Below are 25,893 nucleotides of genomic sequence, written 5' to 3' on the forward strand. Positions count from 1 at the left end.
AACTACATGATATGAAGCAAATTAGGAATTACATATTGTTAATGTGCATAAGCGTTGGAGCATTGGGTGCTTGTGACTTTACAAACACTAAAGAGGATGAGGGAAATGCAGTCAAGATGGTTTATACCGAATGGTCAGAATCGGTTGCAATAACCCATTTAGCCAAAGTTTTGCTTCAGGAAAAGCTTGAATACGATGTGACCATAAAACTTGCCAATGTGCATGATGTGTACGAAGACCTGGCCAATGGCCAAGCACATGTGTTTGCCGATGGGTGGCTCCCTGAAACGCATCGCACATATATTGAAAAATACCCATCGGGAGCTTTCGATCAAATTGGCATTATTTATCCCGGTGCCCGTACAGGACTAATCGTACCCGCTTATAGTAAGTATCAGTCAATCGGGGATTTAGCAACAGCATCAAGCTCCGAAATAATAGGAATTGAAGCGGAGGCCGGGGTGATGATGCACGCCAAATCAAGCATTGAAACCTATGGTCTTAAGAATACTAAACTACTTGAAATGGCCGAAGGTAAAATGCTTGTTAAATTTACGGATGCTTATAGTCGACGCAACGAAATTGTAATAACCGGTTGGGAACCACATTGGTTATTCGCACGTTTCGATGTTAGGTTTCTGGATGATCCAAACAATGTTTTTGGAGAAAAAGAAAATATAGTGGCGATGGGTACCAAGGCCTTTGCGGAACTCAGACCCCGGGCATACCGATTTTTTGAACGAATGCAACTATCTGAACAACAATTCAATAGCTTAATGTACTTTGTAAAGCAGTACGAAGATCCCGAAATCGGGGTTCGCGAGTGGATTAAAAAAAACGAGTATGTGGTTAACCAATGGATTAAAGGATTAAAGCCCGAACGTGAAAAAATAATGTAGATAAAGAACAAAAACCCACACCCTCCATTAATATCAAATAATTAATGTAATTTTGCGCAAATTGTTGGTGTTGCATATTGCAACGTAAAAGGGAATCCTGTAATCGGCAAAAACGAGAATCAGGAACTGTACCCGCAGCCGTATTCTACCCCATAAAAAGGGTGAGCAAAAAAATCACTGTCAGTTGAAGAACCGATGGGAAGATGCTCGGGAAAGAAAGTCGGAAAACCTGCCACAAGGATAATTATTCATTTAACTTTCGGGAGAATAAAGTAATGGGATTAACAAACAAAAGTATACTGGCATTTGCCCTACTCGTGATGTTGGCTTTAACGGCCTGCCAACCTAATCAGAACAATTCAAAAACAACGCAAGTTTACGACAAACCATCTTCGTTGTACACACCGGCTTATGCCAATCGATTCAGGATAAAGTATTACTCCGATCACAAACGCATAGAAGTTATCCACCCCTGGGACTCGGCTGCCCCCCCACTGGTTACCTTACTTTCAGGTGATGCCACATTCCTCAAAAACAATCCATCGGCCATAAAAATACCTGTAAAAAGATGGGTATCGGTCGCCTCCACACAAATCAGCTACGCGCATCAATTAAACGTGTTGGACCAATTGGTAGGCATGGCCGAGCCACAATATGTTTCTAACAAAAAGGTTCAAGCGGGCTTGGCCACAGGTAAAGTCAGAGACGTAGGCACCGCCTTTGCCCCCGACATAGAAATTCTGTTGGCCCTCAATCCTGATATGATGATGATATCTCCCTTTAAAGAGGATTTCTACGCTCCCCTGCGCAGTGCAGGCATTAAAATGACCACCAATAGCAGCTATCTCGAAAACACGCCTTTGGGCAGGATGGAATGGCTGGTTTTTGTAGCCGCCTTCTTTAACAAGGAAGGTGAAGCCATTGCCACGGTAAATGAGGTTGCCAATCGATACAATAAGGTAAAACAATTGGCGGCTCATGCCAACAACAAACCATGTGTAATGAGTGGTCAAATATATCAAGGTGTGTGGTACACACCCGCCGCACAAAGTTTCAATGCCAACTTTTTAAAAGATGCCGGCGTGCGCTATATTTTTAACGACAGACCCGGAACCGGATCTTTGAGCTACGATTTTGAAACAGTATATCAGGCAGCCGCCCATTGCGAGTACTGGATGATGATGGTAAACCGGGCCGAGGCATATAGTTATTCGGCCTTAAACGATGAAGACCCCCGATATGCCGATTTTGATGCCTTTAAAAATCGCAAAGTTGTATATTCCAATACACACCACTCCATGCTGTTTGAGAAAGGATTGCTGGAACCTGATGTTGTACTGTCGGATTTGGTACAACTTTTTCATCCTGAAATTAAAACAGGCTCCGCTCCTGTTTACTATCAAAAATTAAGCAAAGAGTAAAATAATTATGCAGGGAGAATTAGCGAAAGGCAGAAAAAACTATGCTTACATGGCTTTACTTGCATTGTTGGTATCGTTGTTTGTGCTCAATATTTCGTTGGGATCGGTTAACATACCGTTTACGGTAGTGCTAAAATGGATGGTGAGTAGGCAAATTGATAACGAGATATATCAGAACATACTCCTCAAATCCCGTCTTCCTCAATCTATCACAGCTGTACTGGCCGGTGCAGGTCTGGCAGCCGGCGGTTTGCAAATGCAAACCTTATTTCGGAATCCACTGGCGGGCCCCTCCATACTGGGCATCAGTTCGGGTGCCGGATTGGGCGTGGCCATTGTGGTGCTGCTGTTGGGTGCCTTACAGGGCATATCCCTGTCTGGCCTCGGTTGGTACGGATCGCTCACCATTACCGCAGCTGCTTTTATTGGGGCGTTTTGGGTTCTACTGGTGATTCTTTTTTTGGCACAAAAACTTAAAAATAATGCGATGCTCCTAATCGTGGGTATTATGGTAGGCTACGCATCCAGTGCCATTGTTGGTCTGTTACAGTTTATCAGCTCAAAGGAAGATGTGCAGTCCTTTGTCCTTTGGGGCTTAGGATCGTTCAATAACCTTTCGTGGGATAAACATGCTATTTTTATCCCCTTGGTGTTAACCGGTTTGCTCGGTTCCTTTTTTTTAATAAAACCCTTGAACATACTTTTGCTCGGCGAAAATTACGCGGCCAACTTAGGCTTAAATATCAAACGATCCAGGTTCAGCATATTGTTGGTAACGGGCTTACTTACAGCTAGTATTACGGCATTTTGCGGACCTATCGCCTTCCTGGGGCTTGCCGTTCCGCATCTTTCAAAAGGAATATTTAAAACTGCCGATCATTCTGTATTAATACCGGCCGTTATATTGTTTGGAGGAGCGCTGGCCTTGCTTTGCCATTTAATTGCACGTCTGCCTGGTTTTGATGGCACCCTGCCTATCAATGCGGTAACTTCGTTAATTGGCGCGCCTATAGTAATATACGTAATATTAAAAAGGCGCAGTTTAACGCAATAACAAACGGAAAGATGCAGCAGACAAAAAAATTATTTTTAAGAACCGACCAACTCACCATAGGGTACGACAAGCAGGCCCTGCCGCTGCACGAAAACATAAATGTAAGCGTTAAGCCCGGGCAGTTTACTTGTTTGTTGGGGCCAAACGGTGCCGGCAAGTCCACCCTCATAAAAACGCTTTGCGGATTTATTAAACCAATGAGCGGTCAAGTATGGTACGGCAACGAAAAAATTGAGCGCATCCCGGAAGCACAACGGGCCAAAAAGATAAGCGTGGTACTCACCGACAGATTAGATGTGCAAAACCTCAGCGTATTTGAATTGGTTGCATTGGGTCGCACACCGTATACCGGTTTTTTTGGAAAGTTATTGCCCCGCGACATCCAATTGGTTTACCATGCCATTGAAGAGGTAGGATTGAAAGGATACACTCAAAAATCTATCGACAAAATGAGCGATGGTGAACGCCAAAAAGCCATGATAGCCAAAGCGCTGGTTCAGGAAACACCCTTTATTATCCTGGATGAGCCTGCTGCCTTTTTGGATCTTCCCGCAAAAATTGAAATCATGCAACTGCTCCGTCGTTTGTCTAAAGAAAAAAACAGGGGAATACTCTTATCTACGCACGATTTGGAGATGGCCTTGCAAACAGCAGATAAAATATGGCTGATGGCTCAGGGAAAGACTTTGCAAGAAGGTATTCCGGAAGATTTAGTACTCAACAACCAATTTAAACACTTCTTCGAGAGGGAGGGTATCCAATTCGATAACTATACCGGTACTTTTAAATACCACAAACAAATACAGCATAAAATAAACCTCAAAGGCGAAGGGAATGCTTGTAATTGGGTGGCTCGGGCATTGCATCGCATCGGTTTTGCAACAGTTGATGAAGGCAGCAAATATACCGTACAAATTTACCACAATGTCCCTTCACAATTTGCCCTATATCATAGCAATAAATTAGTATTGCGTTGTAATACCATAGAAGAATTGATGGAAGGTGTAGTGCGTGCTGTAGCTGCGAAACCCTAAAAAAACCGCATGATAGGCATACAGTACTATGCTTAGTAAGCAAATAGTATCCCGCTTTAAATTATCTTTTTAATTTTATTAGAAACTGCATAGCTCTCAACTTAAAACAATATTACAGGATACGGCGCTTCTACTCTTTTTTCCTGAGAAAAAACGGAAGTGATGGATATTGACAAAGCGAATTATGAACTTTCATCAGCACAAAACGTTCACGGCCACTTCATAGACAATTTCGCACTTCACGCTATCGCTGAATCATTGTCCGACACTTGAAGCCCATACAATGGACTTATAGGGTGCCGCCATTGCATCCACCCCGCCTTTTCCAAGATGGCGAATCCGCAGCGGGATACAGCCTACAAACCATATTTTCTTTCGCTGTATATTGCTTTTTTTGTATAAAATTACAATCCCAAAAAACTCAACTAAAATGCTCCTACGATAGTCTTTTAAACAATAACACCCCCTTAATTTGCCGACACGACCATATATACCGGCAAATGGTCGCTGTAACCGTTTAAGTAATCCTTACCTCCGTAGGTGCGCAATAAGTAACCTTTGTAATTACCCTCTTGCTGAATCAGATAGGGCTTTTTGTAGATATAAGCCGAATCGTAGCCAAATCCTTTTTTACCCCTTAACCACCCTTGCGATATTACTATTTGGTCAAACAAATTCCATTTACCTCTGTAAAACAAAGTTCCTTTTCCCTTACTAAAATTGACTGCCAAAGGGTTGTACAGATCACCTTTTTTAAGTTGATCCCGTTTTGCATGTGCCCTTAAATACCCGGCAATTGACTCATCCGTTGGATCATCGTTCAAATCGCCCATGGTAATTATTTTTGCGTGCTTATTTTCACTTAAAAGCGAATCGATAATATGGCGATTTAACAGGGCTGCTTCCTTACGGAAAGGTATACTGGACTTCCTTCCCCCGTATCTGCTGGGCCAATGATTAACAATTATATGAATTTTATCGCCTTGAAGCCGTCCAGAAACCAGCAATTGATCTCTGGTAAAAATTCGATTCCCTGTTTCCTCATTATAAATTTTCAGTGGATAGGTGTGGGTACTTTTTACTTCAAAAACATCGGGATTATACAGGAGCGCCACATCAATCCCCCGTTTGTCGGGAGAATCCATATGCACCACATTGTAATTCTTATGTGCAAGCCCTTTAGTTTTAATTAAATCCTCCAGTACGTTACGGTTTTCCATTTCACATAAACCTATAATGCTGGGGCCTTCAAAACCCTGATCGGAACCAATATCTGCCATCACTTTGGCCATATTAATTAGCTTACTGTCGTACCGCTCGCTACTCCACTCTTTAGAGCCCGCAGGCGTAAACTCACCATCGCGGATGCCCGGATCGTTAATGGTATCGAATAAATTCTCGAGATTATAAAAAGCTATTACATGAGAACCCTGAAATTGCCCCTGCCTGGCCGATGAACATTTGCATCCAATAAAACAAAGGCTAACAACTACAACTATAAGTACCTGCTTCATATTTTTATCATTGAAATTTAAAAACAGGGAGCAATTTACCTTATTTTTAATAATTTTAAATGGCGTTTTTCCTGATAAACGATATTTCTTCAAATGAATCAGAAACTGCAAATATTGCATAACCATGACTATTTAGTTTCTGAATGGCTTGTTTGGTTCTTAATGCTCCATTTTCAAAAAATCTATCATGAAATTCAATTAAAATCTGCGTAATTGAAACCTTTGATCTTAAAATATTATCAATCACATCATACTCCGCGCCTTCAATATCCATCTTCAACACGTCAATGTGTTTATGATTTAATTCATTCATAATATCTTCTAATGATTTCATTACAACACGGACTTTCCTGTTTGTATCTACATTTGTTGTGTCAAGTAAACTACCTGAAACATATTCAGGATTTTTTGGTAGAAAAAAATCAACAAATCCACTTTTATCACTAATCCCAAACTTATAAAAATGAAATTTTTTATTGGTTTTTTGGCTATATATCCAATCTATTGATTTTGGAGTTGGATCAAAACCAAAAACATGACAAGCATGTTTTTTAATAACTGTATTATCAAAGGACACATCTTCACCTATCCCAAAAGAATAAACAATCGATTTTTCGTCCAATAAATCCGGACAAACATAAAAACCCGCATATTTACCGCCGTACCATAGATGCTTACACCTTTTAGTTATTTTAAAATGTTTTACTTTTCCTGTTGCTTTAAGAAATAATTTTTTGAGTTTTACTTTCACGCCATGCATCATTATGGTATTTGTTTTTTAATTGGATGCTTGCAAAAACATACATAAAATTCGCGGTAAGCAGCCATTACGGGCACACGGATTGCATACTGAAAAAAATGTCGGTGGTAAAAAATTTGATTTATTTGGGAGCAACCCCATTTTGCAGGTAAAAAAAGCCAGCTACACTTTTACACAAAGCATCACCTATACGCCAATTGCTGTTACAATATCACTAATCCGATCTAAATGTAATTGCAGCATTTTTTCATTTTTGCTGCGCAGTTCCAAATGCTCCAGGAAAAAATCGTGTACTTCGGTAATAGGAAAATCCTTGTTATAAAATTTCAGTTCTTGCTCCTTGGTTTTGATGCGGCCCTTAAGTTTCTCGAGTGCCTCCTTATGTACTTCCAGCGCCAGCAATTCAACTGCATTCAGGGATTTATGTTTTTTATCTTCCGGCAAGTGCGTATTTCGGGAAACGATAAGCTCCACCTCACTCGAAAAAAGATCCAAGCGTTTTTTCCATATTTTATACTCAAACTCTAAATCAATTAGTTGAATTACTCCATTTTTCATAGCCTTTTAGTTTTAGTCAGCACCTTAGTTATCACATTTTTATTAATCTCACATCGCTTTCAAACTTAAATCCAGACTTTTAATTTGATGTGTTAAAGCCCCTACCGAAATATAATCCACACCACATTCGGCATAGTCTCTAAGCGTATCCAAAGTGATGCCTCCGGACGATTCCGTTTCAAAACGGCCCTGGATAAGTTCTACAGCTTTGCGTGTGTCGGCAGGGCTAAAGTTGTCGAGCATTATTCTGTTTATCCCTCCCACTTTTAATACTTCTTCCAATTCCATAAAATTACGTACCTCAATTTCAATTTTTAGCTTTTTATTTTTTTCTTTCAGATATTGATGCACCAGCGTCACCGCTTTACCAATACCACCTGCAAAATCAATGTGGTTATCCTTTAGCATAACCATATCATAAAGGCCCATCCTATGATTAACGCCACCCCCCATTTTTACGGCCAGCTTTTCAATTTCCCTTAGGCCGGGTGTAGTTTTACGCGTATCTAAAACACGAGTAGGCAGCCCCTCTAATTTTTTAACATAGGCATTGGTTTGAGTAGCTATTCCACTCATACGCTGCATAATATTTAAAACCAAACGTTCTGCCTTTAACAGGTCCTGTACCTTACCCTCCACAACAAAAGCCACTTCCCCGGGCGAAACTTTGGTTCCATCGGTAATAAACACTTCCATTTGTATTTGTGGATCAAACTTTTCAAAAATTTTTTTCGCAATTTCCACGCCCGCTATTATTCCTGCTTCTTTTACCAGTAACTGTACTTTGCCCACCGCATCATGCGGAATACAGGCCTGCGACGAATGGTCGCCATCGCCTACGTCTTCGGTAATGGCATTATCAATAACACGGTTAAGTACTTGTTCGTTAATCATTTTGTTCTTCTATTCTTAATTGATGGATATAGGTTTTATTATCGGTTTTTTTGGTTAAAAAGTAAAAACGATAGGCCATGGATGATGTTTGATACTTTCCGATGGCAAAAGAGGAATTTTCGCGTACCCCCTGATGGATGATACTAAAATTAACAACCGGATTGTTTTTAAAAAATTCGTTAAGCACCAATTTGGCCTGCGCATCGCTAAACACACCGGATTTTTGAGGGAGTACCAATTCAATTTTATTATTGAAATACTCGGATAAGGCTTCGGCATTTGCATTTTTTGTTGCCTTAACAATGGCCTCCGGAAACTGTGCACTTGCACTTGCCAAAAGGGTAAAAAGTAAGGTAACTACCAGTATCCCCTTAATTGTTGTACATCTTTTTATTTCCATTTGTTTAACTTTTGGTTCAACAAAAATAAAGTATTACAAATACTAAACCAGCTAATGCGCTTGTTTTTGTTTTTTTATTTTTACAACTCACATCATAAGCAATGTATGAATTGTTCGGACTAAAACATATCTTTATACGCATGAAAATAATATTAGTTGTAATAGGCAAAACAGACGAGGCCTACCTAAATACAGGAATTGTTAAATATTACAATCGCATCAAGCATTATATATCGTTTAAAATGACGGTGATACCCGATATTAAGAACACAAAAAACTTATCTGAAGATCAGCAAAAAAATAAAGAAGGTGAACTTATTTTGGCGCAAATTCAGCCCAACGACGAACTTGTTTTATTAGATGAGGGAGGAAAAGTTTTTTCGTCACGAGGATTTGCCGGTTTTATGGAGCAAAAATTGTTACACGGAACAAAACGTTTGGTATTTGTGGTTGGTGGCCCTTATGGTTTCTCCAAGGATGTTTACCAAAGGGCAAGGGTAAAGATATCTTTGTCAAAGATGACCTTTTCGCATCAAATGGTACGCTTAATATTTGCCGAGCAATTATACAGAGCCATGACCATTTTAAAGAATCAGCCCTATCACCACGACTAAATAGCTGGGGACGTAGTTCTTCAGGCAAAAGCACGTGCAGTGCGGAACGCAGAGTGTAGCGTATAAAGAGGAGAGTAAACAGCAGACCGGAAGGTAAAGAGTATACAGCACGGAGCTTAAAGCGTGGAAGGAAAAGCATGAAGTAACTAATGTCTAATATCTAAAAGTTAACGGTTTATTGTTAAGTACAACCTGAGCTACCATGATGCAAAAAATAAAAAATAAGTACTTATTCAGTTGGCAACACCTGCTTTTTTTTGTTTCGGTTTTGTTAAGCTTCTTATTTTCCTGGACCTATTACAACTACAACCACCACTCTTTTAATGCCTTAAGGTTTCAGAATGCACTACAGCAGAAAAGTGAAGAGGCCGACATTTTCGCTCATACATTCATCCAAAAACTGCGCCCTAATCAGGAGTGGTTTGCTGTTGACTCTACCGAAACCATCAAGCCACGAGGTGTTGAACTGTTGGTTTATAAAAATGATTCGCTGTGCGCCTGGACAGGTGAGGTGCTGCCCTTTAAAAACGAAAGCATTTCGCTATTGAGCCGGCGTGTGGCCAAGTTGCTTAACACCTGGTACATCATCAAAAGAATTCCACACGCTCATTGGGATATTTTTACTTTAGTGAGCATAAAAACAAATTATCCTTATAATAATGATTTTTTGAGCGACACCTACGAAACATCGCTTCCCTTTATGGTTTGCCAAAAGGTAAACACCGATAAAAATGCCGATGGTGTCAGAATAAAAGATGTAGAGGGCAACTATTTGTTTACAGCGCAGGAATGTGACACACCGCATACACTGTATGCCAGCTGGTCTGCTTTTTTTATGTTTATGGCTTTGATCCTATACATTCAGCTCATTGTTCACCTCATCAAGCAGCAGCACAGCGTTTTAAAAAACAACCTGGTATTTATACTAAGTGCCTTGGTATCGGCCATTTTTTATTTTGTGCATGTAAATTACTTCTTTCCGAATATATTATTTGCCACTAAATTATTTTCGCCGTTATATTTTGGTGCATCAGATTTATTCCCGAATATGGGCAGCATGCTTGTTTTTGCCATACTGGTATTTGGTCAGGCTTTTATATTTTTTAAGTACGTAAACCCTCCACACTTTATTAAACAACTCCCATCGTCATCTATAAAAAAAATAACTGTAGTTACCTTTTCCATCATAACTGCATTTATATTTTGGCATGTGCAAAACAATATTGTTACGCTATTGGTATCGCACTCGGCTTCGGCACCTATTCTTTTTAAAATCACTGATATTGAAACCTCCGATGTGGTTCGTTTATTTATCATTAGCTTGCTGTGGCTAGCAGCCGTTTTGGTGTTAGAAAAAACCGTTGAAATATTTTTACCCCAACTAAGCAAAAAACAACTTTCGTGGATGGTGGTAGTTTGTATGTTTTCAATGGCTTTGTTTAGTTTTGACGCCATGTACCTTTTATCGGTTTTAGCTTTCCTCATCATTTTTATCATGCTTATATGGGTGGCACGCCGTAAACAACATCATGCCTACAATACTTTTATTTGGTTTGTTTTTGTATTTGCGCTTTATGCCGTGTATAATTTCTACTATCACAATGTACACAATGAGCGATTAGAACGTGAGTTGCTCATAGAAAACCTATCGTTTAAATTATTCCAGGAAGAAGATCCTTTAACAGAGCTCTTACTGAAAGAAGTTGAAGATTTAATCAGTAGCGATTCAATAGTGCTGCACGAACTTGAAAAGGAAAATTGTAATGTAACCAAGCTGGAAAAATATATAGCAAAAAAATATCTGCTAAGGTATTTAAACAGATACGAACTACAGGTGATACCCTGTTGGCCGGGGAGCAATTTAAAACTAAGTGGCGAAGACAAGGTTTATAACTGTTATGATTATTTTAATCGTTTGCTGGAAGAAAACGGCACCCAGGTTATGGGAAGTAAACATTTTTACTTTTTAGAGAATCAACCAACGCAAGTAACCTATTTTGGTGTTTTTACGATACATGAAGGTGTTCCGCAAAAGGAAAGTCGCATGTATTTAGAGTTAGTTTCGAAACCCTTTTTTGAAGGGCCAGGCTACCCGGAGCTGCTGCTTTCGGAACGCGAATCGAAACTGCGCGAGCCACTGGTCAACTACTCGTACGGCAAATATGTTGATGGTCAGCTAATACGTCAGTCGGGTGAATTTTCATACCCTATCCATTTAGAGCGCATAAGCAACGTACATTACGATTTTCAGAATTACGTATCGGAGGGTTTTTCTCACATGACTTTTCATCCTTCAGAAAATGTATGCCTGGTATTATCGTTGCCCGTAGTAGGGCCTTCGATGATACTGGTTGCCTTTTCCATATTTTTTATTTCCTTTTTTATATTTGGTGCCCTGCTAATTATATCTACCCGGGCTCGCAGAGAGCGCTTCAAGTCCGTTTTTTCTATTCAGGAACGCATACAGCTTGCTTTTATAGGATTGATGCTGGCACTACTGGTAATTATTGCCGGTGGTTCAGTATGGCAAACCATTCGTAGTTTCGAAATAAAAAACAACCAAATACTATCGGAAAAAACCAGATCGGTGCTACTGGAACTGGAGCATAAAATAGGCACCGAAGATGCCATTACCCCTGACATGGATGAGTATCTGACCAGCTTATTAAAAAAGTTCTCGAGCGTTTTTTACACCGATATTAACTTGTACGATTTGCAAGGCCGACTGATGGCCACCTCGCGCCCCGAACTTTTTGACAGAGGACTATCAGGCCATTTAATGAATTCGCGTGGCTTTATCGAGTTAAGCGAAAAAGGAGAGCTGGAATTTATACATCACGAATCTATTGGGCAGTTAAAGTATCTATCGGCCTATATGCCGTTTTATAATGTAAACAACGAATTACTGGCCTACTTAAACATGCCCTACTTTGTGGGTACCAGCGAACTCCGCGAAGAAGTTTCGTCTCTGGTAATGGCTATCCTTAATTTTTATCTGATATTTCTGATCGTGGTTATCGGTTTAACTGTAGTAGTATCGCGTCGTATAACTCATCCGCTGTTGGCGCTGCAAAATAAATTGAGCGAGCTTAAATTGGGTGGCCGCAACGAGAAAATCGCCTATAAGGGTAAAGATGAAATAGGGCAATTGGTAGAACAATACAATCGCATGGTAGATGAGATGGCAGCCAGTGCGGAAAAATTGGCCAAATCGGAACGTGAATCGGCTTGGCGCGAGATGGCCCGACAGATAGCCCACGAAATAAAAAACCCGCTTACCCCCATGAAATTGAGCATACAATACCTGGAAATGTCGAGGAAAAATAAGGATGTCGATTTCGATCAGAAGCTTAAAAAGGTGTCTTCTACCTTAATAGACCAAATTGACAAGCTCTCTACCATTGCATCAGAGTTTTCTAATTTTGCTACCATGCCCAGAGCCAAACGAAGAAAAATAAACGTAATAGAAGCACTTAAACAATGCGTTACGCTATACAAGCGCTCTGAAGAAGCCGATGTGGTGATAGGCGACAATGGTGTTACAGAATTTTTTATTTATGCCGATAATGAACAGATGATTAGTGTATTCAACAATCTGCTGCAAAATGCTATTCAGTCTATACCCTCAACAAGGAAAGGATTAATAAAGGTAGCTATTGAAAAAAGCGACCATTCAATTATTATCAAGATAAAAGACAACGGCACAGGCATTTCGCCCGAAGCACAGGAAAAGCTTTATGTACCTAATTTCACTACTAAATCCTCGGGCATGGGATTGGGACTGGCCATTGTTAAAAACATTGTTAAAAATACCAAGGGGAAAATCTGGTTTGAAACGAAAGAGAATGTAGGAACAACTTTTTTTGTGGAGTTTCCCGCTTATGAGGGCTAAGAATGGGGAGTGAGGAACGGAAAGGGTAGCGAGTAAATTAAAGATCGAAGAGGAACAATTCCCTGATTGTGACAGACAAGTATTGCCTAAAGTTTAAATTCCAACCTGGAATCTCGGGGGGAGCGTATTTCTGTAGCTAACCTGCTCCATTCATAATATATACCTATGGGCACCAGAGGCCGGTTTCACAAAGGCAAAACAGAGGCTTACCCCGTTTCAATTTTTCGTGAAGTTTTTTCTGATAAGCATAAGCTACCAGACGCTGTAGTTGTTCTATTTACCAGTTGACAATAAAATACTGTCCGAAAACATCCATTGTTTCGGAGCTGAAGACAGCCCTGAATATTAGAATAGTTTTCAGCTTCAATCAAGATAACGCTTGTGCCTATCTTGATTGAAGCTTTTTTAATTCACTTATGTTTTTACAATAACCATGGATCATTTTCCGGTTCTATATAATCCTTTGTATTGGTATCTATTTCTACTCCGGAATCTACCGGCTCAGTAGGCGTGTTTAATTCCGGGTGTTTATTATTGGCTTTGATTTGATTTTCGTGCGAATCTCTCTTTGGCAAATCCAAATCCACATCATCTATTGAAATATTCATTGCCTTGGCTACGCCCTTTCCGTAATTCGGATCGGCTTGGTAGCAATGGTAAATATGCCGGTGTTTTATTTGTAGGGTTGAATCGCCCATATTTCGGGCAGTGTTGTCGAATAGCACCTGTTGTTGATCTGCTGTCATGGCTCTAAATAAAAGTCCCGGCTGTGTATAATAGTCCGAATCATCTTCCCTAAAGTCATATCTATACACATCTCCTCCTTTTTCCGGTGGCAGGTTGTCTTTTGGGCTATCGGTCCAGTTTCCATAGCTGTTGGGCTCATAATGTAACTCGCTTCCTAAATTTCCATCTACACGCATTTGTCCATCACGGTGAAAACTATGCGGACATTTTACGCCTTTGGGACTATTTACCGGTATTTGATGATGATTTACACCTAAGCGATATCTTTGTGCGTCGCCATAGGAAAACAAACGTCCTTGTAGCATACGATCGGGAGAGAAACTAATTCCCGGAACTGCATTAGCAGGATTAAACGCCGCCTGTTCTATATCGGCAAAATAATTATCCGGATTCCTGTTCAACTCAAATTCACCCACCGGCATAAGCGGAAAATCTTTTTTTAACCACATTTTTGTTAAGTCAAACGGATTGGTTTCCATCGCATCGGCCTGTTCTTCTGTCATAATTTGCACATAAACCTTCCATTTTGGATACATGCCTTTTTCAATAGCTTCGTACAGGTCACGCTGATGAGATTCTCTATCCATCCCAACTACCTTTGCCGCCTCCTGATCCGTTAGGTTTCTTATTCCTTGTTGTGATCTAAAGTGAAACTTAACCCACACCCGTTTATTTTCATCATTAATTAAGCTATAGGCGTGCGAACTAAATCCATGCATATGCCTATACGAAGAAGGCAGTCCCCTATCCCCCATAAGTATTGTTAATTGCAATAGCGCTTCGGGCAGCGACGACCAAAAATCCCAATTGGTATTTGGACTTCTCATATTGGTACGTGGGTCCCTTTTAACAGCATGGTTTAAGTCAATAAACTTCATGGGGTCTCTAAAGAAAAATACGGGCGTATTATTTCCTACTAAATCCCAATTACCTTCTTCGGTATAAAATTTTAAAGCAAAACCACGTATATCTCTTTCTGCATCTGCAGCACCTCTTTCGCCAGCAACAGTGGAAAAACGGGCAACCATTTGGGTCTCTTTTCCTACTTCAGAGAATATAGCTGCTTTTGTATATTTTGTAATATCATGCGTCACTTTAAACGTTCCAAATGCACCGGAACCTTTGGCATGCATTCTACGCTCAGGTATAACTTCCCGATCAAAATGTGCCATTTTTTCTAAAAACCATGTATCTTGTAAGGATACAGGCCCTCTTTTACCGGAGGTCATCGTATCTTGGTTATCTGTTACCGGAGCTCCTGCCGCTGTTCTTATTTCCGGTTGCTTTCCTTTATTTTGATTTCTACTAGGAATTGGATCCCCTAAATTATTTTTATCCATAGGGTTCATACCCATTTTACCTTTTTTCTTATCCATATTATAATCCTTTAAAAATTAATTTTTAAACCGTATGTGTAAAACCTTTTTATTAAAAAGTCCTATGCCGGAATCATACAACCTAAGCCATCACTTTTTTATCCGTATCGACTAAGATAACGAAATTTTCTAATGCAGCTACCATTGATTTAAATATCTACGTAAATTAAACTGGCTTTTTTTAACACAAGATGTACTTGACTTTAGGAGACGCCTTTCATCGTTATTCTTTTCGGTTAACCTGGCCTATTCATAAGTTTTATGAATAGGTCACCGAAAGCCGATTCAGCCTTAGCTGAATTATCCGGCCCATAATATAATTTGTTTCTACGCCAATAAATTTAAATCGTAGAATATTTATATATTGCAGGCAATTGTTTCAAAAAACATTCAACCAAAACAGTCAATGCGTACAGTAGCGATTAAAACTTTATTTATCACCTACTTATGCTTATGCACCCTCCCATCTCTTGTTCTGAGCGGAAATAACCCAGCATCCAATATTGCCAACGAGATACCTGATTCCGCTCAAACAGTGCTTAACCAAAGAATATCGGATGCAAAAAATGACAGCATCAAACGGATGGAAGCTTATTATGATTTTGGCGAATATTTAGAGGAAGTGGGAGAATATGAAAAATCGATCGAACAATTTACTGCTGCACTGCGAATTGCACAAAGCATTCATCGGGATGATAAAGTGGCTACCATGGCCAATTATTTGGCCAATATATATGCCGGCACAGGTGATTTTAAAGCATCTAACGATACCTATTTAGTAGCTTTAAAAAGTGCAGAAAAAATTAAAGACAGTGGCGAAATTGCCAAAATAAGCATGAACCTGGCTAGCAACTACAACTACACAGGTGATTACAATAAAGCCGTTAAATACGGACTTTACGCCCTTAAAACTAAAGAAACCACCAATAACCTCACCCGTATTTGCTACCATTATATTGCTATGGGCAATATTTTCAGGGAAAACAACAACACCGTTAAATGGGAAGAATATGTTGAAAAAGCATATAAAATGAAGGATAGGGAGGGTTGTGCATCGTTTGGTGATTTGGCGAAAATATATAACAGCCTGGGCGGAATTGCTGTTGCTAAAAATGAATTGGAAAAAGGCTTGCTTTACTACGACACACTTTTAACATTGAGCAAAGAAGCCGGGTACTATTTAGGCATTTCGAGCGCATTAAGCAACAGCGCAGGCGTTTACAAACAACTGGGCAACTATGAAAAGGCACTTACCATGGCTACTGAAGCGGAAAACTATTTTAGCGGTAACCCCTATGAAATCCTGTTCAGCAATAATTTTAAAGCCGAACTGTATCAAATAAAAGGACAATTTGCCAAAGGATTGGAACTGGCCAAAGCCAACATCCATATCGAAGACATCAACAATTACTCCACCGAGAAGCTGAAAAGCCTGCAATTATTGTACGAACTCAATTTTAACTTAAAAAACTACGACGCAGCATTTTTTTGGAACGATTCGTTGCGCACGGCCGAGAGCCGTTTGCGCGACGAAGATATCCGCCAATCCTTTGAGGATTTGGAAGCCAAATACGAAACTGAAAAAAAGGAGCAAAAAATAGAACTCCTCTCTGCCGAAAACAAACTAAAAAACCAGCGAATAAATGCAGGATTGGGTGTAGTTGGGGCGCTAATAATTGTAATCTTACTGATTATCTACATTTCCCATATCCACAAAAAACAGGCAGAACTAAAGCAAAACATACTACAGCAGCAAGTCCTCCGCGCACAGATGAACCCTCACTTTATTTTTAACGTGCTGGGGTCTATACAAAATTTCATGCTGCAAAACGACACACGAAAAGCATCCAACTTCCTATCGTTATTTTCTTCGTTGACGCGGGCTACATTAAATAATTCGGCTGCCGAAACCATTTCGCTGTCGAATGAAATAAGTATGCTGAAAAATTACATTGAGCTGGAGCAAATGCGTAAGGGAAATAAATTTGATTATGAAATCAATTTCGACCAGAATTTAGAAACAGATTTCATTCAAATACCACCAATGCTTATTCAGCCTTTCATTGAGAACTCGATTAAACATGGCTTGGAAACCATTGAATATAGAGGGATGCTGCAAGTCCATTTCTATGATGAAAGGAGAAAAATCCGCATCGAAATTACTGATAATGGCATCGGTATAAAAAAAGCTGCCTTACTAAAAAAAGGAGGTCACAACAGCAAGGCTATGCAAATATTTGAAGAACGCAGGAGATTATTTGCCAAAAAAACAAAACAACACATTGACTTTACAATTAACGACCGTTCGGACCAAAACCCCAATGAACAGGGAACCCAAGTAGAGATACAAATACCGATAGACATTAATTATTAATCGGCACAAAAAACCAAATAGAATGAGGGCTATTTTTTTTGTTATACTCAGCTGTTTTCTTGTTATAGCACCCAAGAGTTACAGTAATTCGCTTGATAACTTAAGCGACAGCTTGCATCATGTTATTCAAACACAAACAAGCCATCACCAAATGGATGCTTTGCTCTCTTCCGTACGAAAACATAAAAATAAACTCGGGAAAGATTATATACCACTGTTAATGCAATATGCCCAAAGAGCCCGGCAAATAAAATACAGTAAGGGCGAAATGAAAAGCTATGATTTTATAGGACTCGAATACCGTTACCGCGAAAACTTTGATACGGCTTACCTGTACCATAATAAATCGTTAGAAATGGCCATTAAGCAAAAGGACAGCACCCAATTGTTTTACAACTACAACAATTTAGGGCAGGTGTTTCGCAAGCAAGATATTACTGCGGTAGCCATTGACTATTTTCATAAAGCCCTTGAAATATCAAATGCAGTAGGAAACTTAAGATCATCATCGTACACTATGAATACCCTGGGAACTACGCATATTATGCAAAAGGATTATGATCGCGCCATGAACTACTTTCGGCAATCATCTGAAATTGCCAAACAACGAAACGACATGCGGACACTGGCTTATAATTACGGCTCCATGGGCGAAGTATTTTTGATAGAAGAAGAGGTTGATTCGGCAATGTATTATTTCAAAACCTCGCGCGATTTGTTGATTGAAACTGGCTCTGACAAAGGAATGGGCGTTGCCGAGCATTTGATAGGAAAAGCTTATCTGGTAAAAGAAGATTATAAAAATGCCAAACAACAATTTGAACTGGCTTTGACTTACCACCAACAAGGTGAAGATATCCGCTACCAGGCTTATTGCAATGGTTATTTAGGAAAAATTGCTATTGCCGAAAAAAAATATGAAGCTGCTCATGTATATCTCAATTTAGCCATAACACAAGCTATAAAAGTAAATTCGTTAAGCAATATAATGAAAGCTTATACCTGGTACGCCGAATTGTATAAACGATTAAACAAGTGGGAGGATGCCTACAAAGCCTTGGAAAAAAGCCACATTTATGCCGACAGGATATTAAACGAAAAAAGTAACAAAACAATACAAGCCCTCGAAATTGGATTTGAAACGAAACAAAAGGAACAAAAAATTGAGTTACTGGCAGCCGAAAACCAAATAAAAAATCAGCGTTTGCGAGTGGGATTTATTTTGCTGGCCGTATTGTTGATTTTAATAGTATTGATAACATACATCTCTAACATACTCCGCAAACAAGCCATCTTAAAACAGAACAACCTGCGACAGCAAGTGCTGCGCGTACAAATGAATCCGCACTTTATTTTTAACGTACTGGGCTCCATACAAAATTACATGCTGGGTAATGAGCCACAAAAAGCATCGCACTATTTGTCGCAATTTGCCTCACTTACCAGGGCTACACTCGAATATTCAACCGAGGACACCATCACACTAAGCGACGAAATTAACATGCTCAAAAATTATATGGAACTGGAGCAAATGCGTACTCCCGCCAAATTTAAGTTTGAAATTATTTATGACCAGGACCTGGAAACCGATTTTATACAAGTACCCCCCATGCTGGTGCAACCTTTTATCGAAAATGCCATTAAACATGGTTTTAAGAATATAGATTACACCGGAAAATTAAGTATCACCATTAGCGATAAAGAGGAATTTGTGGAGTTTGTTATAGAAGATAACGGGACCGGTATAAAGGAAAAATCAAACAACAAAAAGAATCATCGCTCCATGGCCATGGAAATTTTTAAAAAGAGAAGAAAATTAATTCAACAAAAACACAAAAAAGATTTTAAATTTGAAGTTTTGAATTTAAACGATATAAATACTACGCTATCGGGCGTAAAAATTTGCATCCATATCCCCATTTTGAACGATGATTAAAGCCGTGATTATTGACGATGAACCTGCCATGCAGGAGGTAAACTCTTGCTTGCTGGCCGAGTATTTTCCCGATATCGCCTTGCTTGGAACCGCCAATTCAATTGAAACCGGACTTGATTTAATTACTTTGGCAAAACCCGATTTGGTTTTGTTAGATATTGAGTTAAGCGATGGGACCGGCTTTCAACTTCTGCAAAAACTGCACCCCTACCAATTTAAGGTAGTTTTTATTACCGGTTACGATTCGTTTGCAATTAAGGCGATAAAGTTCAGCGCACTCGATTACATCATGAAACCCGTAAACGAAACGGAATTTCAACAGGCTATACGGCAGGCAGTGGAGCTGATTGAAAAAAATGAAAATACCGAGTCACAAAACGAAGTATTGATGGACTCCTTCCACAAGGATTTAAAAGCCAAAAAACTAGTTTTGCGCACCTCTGCCTCCATACACATCGTCGATATTGCGGACATCTATTTCTGCATGAGCGACAACAGCTACACCACATTCTACTTCGAGGGCGATGAATCCATATTGGTTTCAAAAAGCTTAAAAGATTATGAAACCCTGCTGGGTGAACATTTTTTTTACCGGGTCCACCAGCGCTTTTTGGTTAACCTGAACCACATAAAAAAAGTGGACAAAACCGACGGCGGTTTTATAATTATGAAAAATAAAAAAGAAATACCCGTTTCGTTGCGACAAATGAAAAAATTAATTTCATTGCTAAACGAGCTCTAACAAATTTTGCAACGCTAAATCTCTTATGAACTGCTTAATATGTTTTGTAGTGGTTTGATTATTATAGTTACCCACAATATTCCATATAGCACCTCATTCTTTGTGTCCTTTGCGCATCCCTTGTGTCCTTTGTGGTTATTTTTTATCACCTGCTCGCTGATTAAGCCTTGGTTCTTATATTCCTTTCAAATCACTTCAATTTCAAACCCAATCACTACGCTTTCAAGTTCTATCCATTCTGTAATTATTTATTGTGCGTAATTGCGTGTAATTAAACTTTTAAAAACACACAATTATGAAAACTTTTACATTAAAAAGAATTACATTGCTATTGGTTTTAACCGCCATGTTAGCAATAACAAATTTTGAGGCAAGCGCAAAACTTGTAACGGAACATTCCAATTTAGCATTGGCAAACGTAAGCAAAAATATTTTGGCTGCCAAGCTTGCAGAGGCAGCCATAACAGCGGTTACCGCCCCCGTTGCCAGCTCTGCCACAAGCATAAGCTCCTCCTCATTTCAGGCCAACTGGAATGTGGTAAATGGAGTAGATGGTTATTTGTTATATGTTTATACAAAGTTTGGCCGACTTGGCCAAAAAATATATCTCACCAACTACAATCCCAAACCAGTACCAGGTGTTAAAACCAATAGTGTTTTGGTAAGCGGTTTGAGTATGAACACAACTTACTATTATGTTGTAAAAGCTGTAATCGGTATGGATGCTTCTCCATTATCCAACGAAATATCAATAAAAACTTTGTTATCCGCCCCTGAGCCACCCGTAGCAACAGCTGCAACCGATGTTACAACCAACTCGTTTAAAATAAATTGGGAAGCTTCGCCGGGTGCTACAGGATATTTCGTAACCCTAGTAAATAATGACGAACAAGGCTATGTGCAAATTGACGGTAATATAGATGGTGGCGATGTGACTAGCTTAAATGTATCAGGACTGACTTCCGAAACATCCTATAACTACAGAGTACAGGCTATTAATTCAGCAGGAACCTCAGGGTTCTCAAATATGGTTAGTGTCAATACTTTTGGCATACCAGCCGCGCCGGTTGCTACGGAAGCAACCAATATTACAACTACCTCGTTTCAGGCAAACTGGGAGTTTGTACCGGGAGCTACCGGGTATGTAGTGACCCTTGCTGACGACGATGGGCGGGTTAATGTTCAAATTGACGGAAGTGTTGACGGTGGTAATGTAACCAGCTTAAATATAACAGAATTAAATTCAGACAACAGGTATAGTTACTTCGTAAAGGCAATTAACCCGGAAGGCACTTCGGCACTTTCAAACAGAATAGAAGTACAAACCTTTGGCATACCTGCCGCTCCGGTAGCTACAGAAGCCACCAATATTACAACCACCTCGTTTCAGGCAAATTGGGAGTTTGTACCGGGAGCTACGGGATATACGGTAACGCTTTTGGACGATGATGAACAGGACTATGTTCAAATTAACGGAGATGTAGATGGTGGTAATGTAACCAGCTTAAATTTAACAGGACTAATTTCTGAAACAAATTATAGCTACTATGTAAAGGCATTCAATGATCAAGGAAGCTCAGAAAATTCAAATAGGGCCAGTGCTCAAACCTTTGGCATACCTGCCGCTCCGGTAGCTACGGAAGCCACCAATATTGCAACTACCTCGTTTCAGGCAAATTGGGAAGTTGTGCCAGAAGCTACGGGGTATCTATTAACCGTAGGGGATGATTTTGAGCATAATTACATTATAGTTGACGAAGCGGTAGCAGGTGCTGATGTGACTAGTTTCGAGGTAACCGGTTTGCAGCCTGATACGCCCTATAGCTACCATATAAAAGCCGTTAATGGGGCAGGAACATCGGATAACTCAAACAGGATTTCCCTGAGAACACTTGCTTATAAATCGCTTATTTTATCTGCGAATATCGCAGAAGGGGGTATTGTTACCGGTGATGGAACATTTGACAAGGGCACGGCTGTAATTGCAACTGCCACGGTAAACAGAGGTTATGAATTTATAAACTGGACCGAAAATGGCGCAGAGGTATCAACAGAGGCGAGTTATTCTTTCGACTTAAATACGGACAGAACACTGGTGGCCAATTTTCAATTAGCTACGGGTGTTGATGATGATTTTAAAAGCCACATCAAGGTTTGGCCAATTCCAATATCTACTTTAGTTCACCTATCCGGGATACCCGCAGGCTCAAGCATCCAAATAACATCAGTGTTAGGCCAGCTCCAATTTCAGAAAACAGATTGCAACGCAATGGAAACATTGAACTTAGCATCATTGAAAGATGGTGTTTATATACTGTTGATTAATACCGAACAGGGCAGATATACGCAGAAAATAATTAAACGATAATTGTCGGGAATATTAAATACCCTGTTTGTGGCCGATAACTTGTTTGCCACAGGCAGGGTATTGTTTGGTTTCAATCATGTATCCGGATGGAGTCCTAAAAGCACTCCAAGGATTTACCTTTTCCTCTATTCCTCTTTTCGTTCAAAATCCTGCGCTTTCAAACCCAAGCAAGGCGCATTCAAATCTCTGCCAATTACAACTCAATAAATCGCTTACTTGATAATAATTTCTATTCCAAAACCGTAAGAAATGAAAAAATCAACAGGAAAACTGGTACTGTCCACCCGCGACCATTATCACTTAATAGAAATCGAGAATATCGTGTATTGCCAAAGTGAAAACACCTATACAACCTTTTATTTGAACGACGGGCAAAAGATAAAGGTTTCGGTGCCTATTAAAACAGTGGAGAACCAATTGCCCACCAAAAGCTTTGTACGGCCTCACCAATCTTACCTTGTTAATGTTCAGCATATTAAGAGCATACATAAATGTGCAGGGGGCAACCTGTTAATGGATAACGGGCAAACCATAAGTATCAGTTCGCGAAAGAAAAGCCAGTTGCTGCACTTTCTGCAAAATATTGCACGGATTCAAGTTTAGGACAGGCAAATTCATGTTTGCCATAAAAAGGCAAATCCATATAGCGTAAATTTGAATTAAACAAATAAACCTCCTCATTATGCAAACACGGACAATAATCAACCTCATCATCATTGCAATGCTCTGCGCCACAAATTCGTTTGGCCAGGTTAAAGTGGATGCGAAGAAAAAAATTAACCACGAAGCCAACCAACGGGCCAACCAGCGGACCGAACAGGCCGTTGACAAAGGCTTTGACAAATTGGAAGAAGGCATAGGCAGCCTTTTTAAAAAGAAGAAAAAGAAAAAAAGGAACGAAGCTCCGGAGGAACAATTTGGGCAAAATAATAATGCTTCCCAACCCACAAATGCAGATACTGAGAAGCAAGTTACCCCAGCTCAACCGAAAGTGGAATGGGCAAAATTTGATTTCGTCCCAGGTGACGAGGTTATTTTTGAAGACGGTCCGAGCTCCGATGAAGAAAATGGAGAGTTCCCCAGCCGCTGGGATTTGGCAGATGGAAATATTGAAATTGCATCGGTTAATAACGAAAATGTTATCTACTATCTCACTGGTGGGGGTATCGTACCATATATGAAAAATTCGAAAGAGGACTATCTACCGGAAATTTTTACCCTTGAGTGCGACATGTATTTCACTCCCGGAGAATCCGCGCGATACTGGATAAAATTGCGTGATGCAAAGAACCAAAGACATATTGGTGATGATATTAAAGTATATGTGAACGGTATTGAATGCGGCAATTCTGAAATGAGATATCCCGGTACAGAAGACAACAATTGGGCATATAATGAAATAGGCGGCTGGAAACATATATCTGTAGCATTTACCAAAGGCAAACTAAAAGCCTATATGGACGATACCCGTTTAATTAACATCCCCCGCTACGAAGGCAACCCTACTGGGATTACAATATCGGCTGAAAGATTTTCAAACTCCAAATACCAACCTTTTTTAAAAAACGTACGCATTGCCAAGGGCGGTGTAAAATACTACGACCGCGTACTATCCGACGGAAAAATTATCGTAAACGGTATCCGTTTCGATGTGAACAAAGCCACCATAAAGCCTGAGAGCAACGGGGCCATAAATAAGATATTTGAGTTGATGCAAAAACAGAGCGACCTGAATTTTAGTGTTGAAGGCCACACCGATAGCGACGGCGACGATGCCTTAAATCAAACACTCTCGGAAAAACGTGCCAAAGCGGTGATGGACAGGTTAATTAGTATGGGTATTTCTTCCAACAGATTAAAATCAGCAGGTTGGGGCGAGAGCAAACCCATTGGCGAAAACGGCACCGCCGAAGGAAAAGCCAATAACCGCAGAGTGGAGTTCGTAAAATTTTAAGGTAGCACAACATTTTTTATTGCCAGAGTTAGCATCACTAACAATGCAGCTTTTATTTACTGACATTATGACAAAATTAACCACAAAGGACACAAAGAATGCACAAAGAATCCTAGTGTGCTTAGTGCCTTCTTTGTGAACATTGCGGTTGAAAATCAAATACAATAAAGGACAAATTATTCATTTCTCGATAGAACGTGAACTGAACATTAAAACAACAAAAACCCGGCGAAAAAGCCACAAACAAATCATTTAAATTTAAACAACATGAAAAAATCTATTTTCAAATTCACAATTCTATTAAGTGCCATCGCAATTATGACCGCATCTTGCGGTAAAGATGACGACAAAAAGCCGGCACAATTAGATGGTAAGTACAAAATAGCCATGAACGGAAAAACAGTGGTCGAAGGAAAAACAGAAGAAGTAGGCATGATGGGAAATGCAATTTCACTTTCATTGGGCGAAGAATTTGGCCTATTAATTTCTGGAGTGCCCGAATCGGTAGGTGGGGAAGCCCAAATTGGAGGAAATAATTCAGAAACCACAGTGGTCATTTCAGGTAAAAATTTATTGAAGACTGGTTCGGACGAAATGTATTTCTCTATTAAAGGAATGGTAAAGAGAAGCTCGGCCAACAAAATTACTTTTGAAGGGACTTGCAGCGAAATGGGTAGCTCAACCGTTCACACTTTTAGTGGAACAGCTGAGTCTGCCGCTTTTAAAACAATATAAAATAACTTTATAATTCTTATATAAATATTTAAAACCCAAACATCATGAAAAGTTTATTTAAAACATTTATTGCCATTGTTCTATTTTGTACAATAACCGAGGCCAGCGCACAAATAAGTGTAGGGCCGGGAATTGTTTACGGAACCGACATTAACAACATTGGTTTAAGTGTAAACGGAAAATACGAACTTAACTCACAGTGGGCAGCGGCACCATCGTTTACCTATTTCTTTAAAAAGGATTACGTAACCTGGTCGTCGTTAGACCTTAACGCCAACTACCAAATTACCGAAATCGATAACCTCGGCGGCCTTTACGGTGTTGGCGGCATAGGCTTTACCTTTTGGGGGTTTGACGGCGAAGGTTTTGGTGAAGATCTTGGCGGGAGCGAGTGGGGAGGAGACTACGGAGAGTATGATGACTATGTGGGACCTCAAATGTCAATGGCGGGCAGCTTGGATACCAATACCACAGAAATTGGCGTAAATCTGGGCCTTGGTGTAAATATTGCAACTAGCGAAAAAATGGCCATTGCACCCGAAATAATGTACACTTTTGGTGGGGTTAACTACCTGCGCATTGGCGTTAAGGTTATGTTCGGTTTGTAAAAGACCTTATTTA

General features: G+C 39.8%; 20 protein-coding genes and 1 riboswitch. Of the genes, 14 read left to right on the forward strand and 6 right to left on the reverse strand.

Going from position 1 to position 25,893, the window contains the following annotated elements; genetic code table 11:
- The first annotated feature begins 11 nt into the window (after window positions 1–11).
- From FN809_RS13575 to FN809_RS13590, 4 genes are all read left to right on the forward strand, one after another.
- Complete coding sequence (locus tag FN809_RS13575; protein ID WP_142534076.1) at window positions 12–899, forward strand: glycine betaine ABC transporter substrate-binding protein; 888 nt, start codon at window positions 12–14, stop codon at window positions 897–899.
- A gap of 48 nt (window positions 900–947) precedes the next feature.
- Window positions 948–1,150: riboswitch (cobalamin riboswitch) on the forward strand.
- A gap of 24 nt (window positions 1,151–1,174) precedes the next feature.
- Window positions 1,175–2,320, forward strand: a complete 1,146-nt coding sequence (locus FN809_RS13580; RefSeq protein ID WP_142534077.1) for an ABC transporter substrate-binding protein — start codon at window positions 1,175–1,177, stop codon at window positions 2,318–2,320.
- A gap of 49 nt (window positions 2,321–2,369) precedes the next feature.
- Window positions 2,370–3,374 carry an iron ABC transporter permease gene (locus FN809_RS13585; RefSeq protein WP_246095605.1) on the forward strand — a complete coding sequence of 335 codons (1,005 nt, stop codon included), beginning with the start codon at window positions 2,370–2,372 and terminating at the stop codon, window positions 3,372–3,374.
- 11 nt (window positions 3,375–3,385) lie between these two features.
- The gene (locus FN809_RS13590) at window positions 3,386–4,408 is read left to right on the forward strand and encodes an ABC transporter ATP-binding protein (protein ID WP_142534079.1); all 1,023 of its coding nucleotides are present in this window, start codon (window positions 3,386–3,388) and stop codon (window positions 4,406–4,408) included.
- 467 nt (window positions 4,409–4,875) lie between these two features.
- Here the strand turns inward: FN809_RS13590 and FN809_RS13595 are convergent, their stop codons facing one another.
- The 5 genes from FN809_RS13595 to FN809_RS13615 form a co-directional block, all read right to left on the reverse strand.
- Window positions 4,876–5,922: an endonuclease/exonuclease/phosphatase family protein gene (locus tag FN809_RS13595; protein WP_221929428.1), complete on the reverse strand. Its 1,047-nt coding sequence runs from the start codon at window positions 5,920–5,922 to the stop codon at window positions 4,876–4,878.
- A 55-nt stretch (window positions 5,923–5,977) separates the two neighbouring features.
- Window positions 5,978–6,673: an FkbM family methyltransferase gene (locus FN809_RS13600; protein ID WP_185957558.1), complete on the reverse strand. Its 696-nt coding sequence runs from the start codon at window positions 6,671–6,673 to the stop codon at window positions 5,978–5,980.
- A 195-nt stretch (window positions 6,674–6,868) separates the two neighbouring features.
- Window positions 6,869–7,240 carry a hypothetical protein gene (locus FN809_RS13605; RefSeq protein ID WP_142534081.1) on the reverse strand — a complete coding sequence of 124 codons (372 nt, stop codon included), beginning with the start codon at window positions 7,238–7,240 and terminating at the stop codon, window positions 6,869–6,871.
- 48 nt (window positions 7,241–7,288) lie between these two features.
- Window positions 7,289–8,134, reverse strand: coding sequence for a carboxylating nicotinate-nucleotide diphosphorylase (gene nadC, locus FN809_RS13610; RefSeq protein WP_142534082.1), 846 nt, complete (start codon window positions 8,132–8,134; stop codon window positions 7,289–7,291).
- Entirely contained in the window at window positions 8,127–8,534 is a 408-nt protein-coding gene (locus tag FN809_RS13615; RefSeq protein ID WP_142534083.1) for a DUF4783 domain-containing protein, read from the reverse strand. Before FN809_RS13615 ends, nadC begins: the two co-directional genes overlap by 8 nt.
- 140 nt (window positions 8,535–8,674) lie before the next feature.
- On the opposite strand from FN809_RS13615, the gene rlmH reads away from it, so the two are divergent.
- Window positions 8,675–9,148 (forward strand): 23S rRNA (pseudouridine(1915)-N(3))-methyltransferase RlmH, encoded by a 474-nt coding sequence (gene rlmH / locus FN809_RS13620; protein ID WP_142534084.1) that lies wholly within the window; start codon window positions 8,675–8,677, stop codon window positions 9,146–9,148.
- Window positions 9,149–9,350: 202 nt separating this feature from the next.
- On the forward strand, window positions 9,351–13,040 hold the full coding sequence (locus FN809_RS13625; protein ID WP_142534085.1) for an ATP-binding protein: 3,690 nt from the start codon (window positions 9,351–9,353) through the stop codon (window positions 13,038–13,040).
- A gap of 422 nt (window positions 13,041–13,462) precedes the next feature.
- Here the strand turns inward: FN809_RS13625 and FN809_RS13630 are convergent, their stop codons facing one another.
- Entirely contained in the window at window positions 13,463–15,163 is a 1,701-nt protein-coding gene (locus FN809_RS13630; protein ID WP_317131257.1) for a catalase, read from the reverse strand.
- Window positions 15,164–15,569: 406 nt separating this feature from the next.
- Between FN809_RS13630 and FN809_RS13635 the strand changes: the two genes are divergently transcribed.
- From FN809_RS13635 to FN809_RS13670, 8 genes are all read left to right on the forward strand, one after another.
- A complete protein-coding gene (locus tag FN809_RS13635) occupies window positions 15,570–17,537 on the forward strand; it encodes a tetratricopeptide repeat-containing sensor histidine kinase (RefSeq protein ID WP_142534086.1) in 1,968 nt (655 codons plus the stop codon).
- Window positions 17,538–17,559: 22 nt separating this feature from the next.
- Window positions 17,560–19,473, forward strand: coding sequence for a tetratricopeptide repeat-containing sensor histidine kinase (locus tag FN809_RS13640; RefSeq protein WP_142534087.1), 1,914 nt, complete (start codon window positions 17,560–17,562; stop codon window positions 19,471–19,473).
- Window positions 19,466–20,215 (forward strand): LytR/AlgR family response regulator transcription factor, encoded by a 750-nt coding sequence (locus FN809_RS13645; RefSeq protein WP_142534088.1) that lies wholly within the window; start codon window positions 19,466–19,468, stop codon window positions 20,213–20,215. Before FN809_RS13640 ends, FN809_RS13645 begins: the two co-directional genes overlap by 8 nt.
- A gap of 295 nt (window positions 20,216–20,510) precedes the next feature.
- The gene (locus tag FN809_RS13650) at window positions 20,511–22,583 is read left to right on the forward strand and encodes a fibronectin type III domain-containing protein (RefSeq protein ID WP_142534089.1); all 2,073 of its coding nucleotides are present in this window, start codon (window positions 20,511–20,513) and stop codon (window positions 22,581–22,583) included.
- Between the two features lie 249 nt (window positions 22,584–22,832).
- The gene (locus tag FN809_RS13655; RefSeq protein WP_142534090.1) at window positions 22,833–23,186 is read left to right on the forward strand and encodes a LytR/AlgR family response regulator transcription factor; all 354 of its coding nucleotides are present in this window, start codon (window positions 22,833–22,835) and stop codon (window positions 23,184–23,186) included.
- A 79-nt stretch (window positions 23,187–23,265) separates the two neighbouring features.
- Window positions 23,266–24,537 (forward strand): OmpA family protein, encoded by a 1,272-nt coding sequence (locus FN809_RS13660; RefSeq protein WP_142534091.1) that lies wholly within the window; start codon window positions 23,266–23,268, stop codon window positions 24,535–24,537.
- A gap of 267 nt (window positions 24,538–24,804) precedes the next feature.
- Entirely contained in the window at window positions 24,805–25,272 is a 468-nt protein-coding gene (locus FN809_RS13665) for a hypothetical protein (RefSeq protein WP_142534092.1), read from the forward strand.
- A 44-nt stretch (window positions 25,273–25,316) separates the two neighbouring features.
- Window positions 25,317–25,880, forward strand: coding sequence for a hypothetical protein (locus FN809_RS13670; protein WP_142534093.1), 564 nt, complete (start codon window positions 25,317–25,319; stop codon window positions 25,878–25,880).
- Window positions 25,881–25,893 lie beyond the last annotated feature (13 nt).

Origin of the sequence: Saccharicrinis carchari (assembly GCF_900182605.1) — a bacterium.
GTDB lineage: Bacteria > Bacteroidota > Bacteroidia > Bacteroidales > Marinilabiliaceae > Saccharicrinis > Saccharicrinis carchari.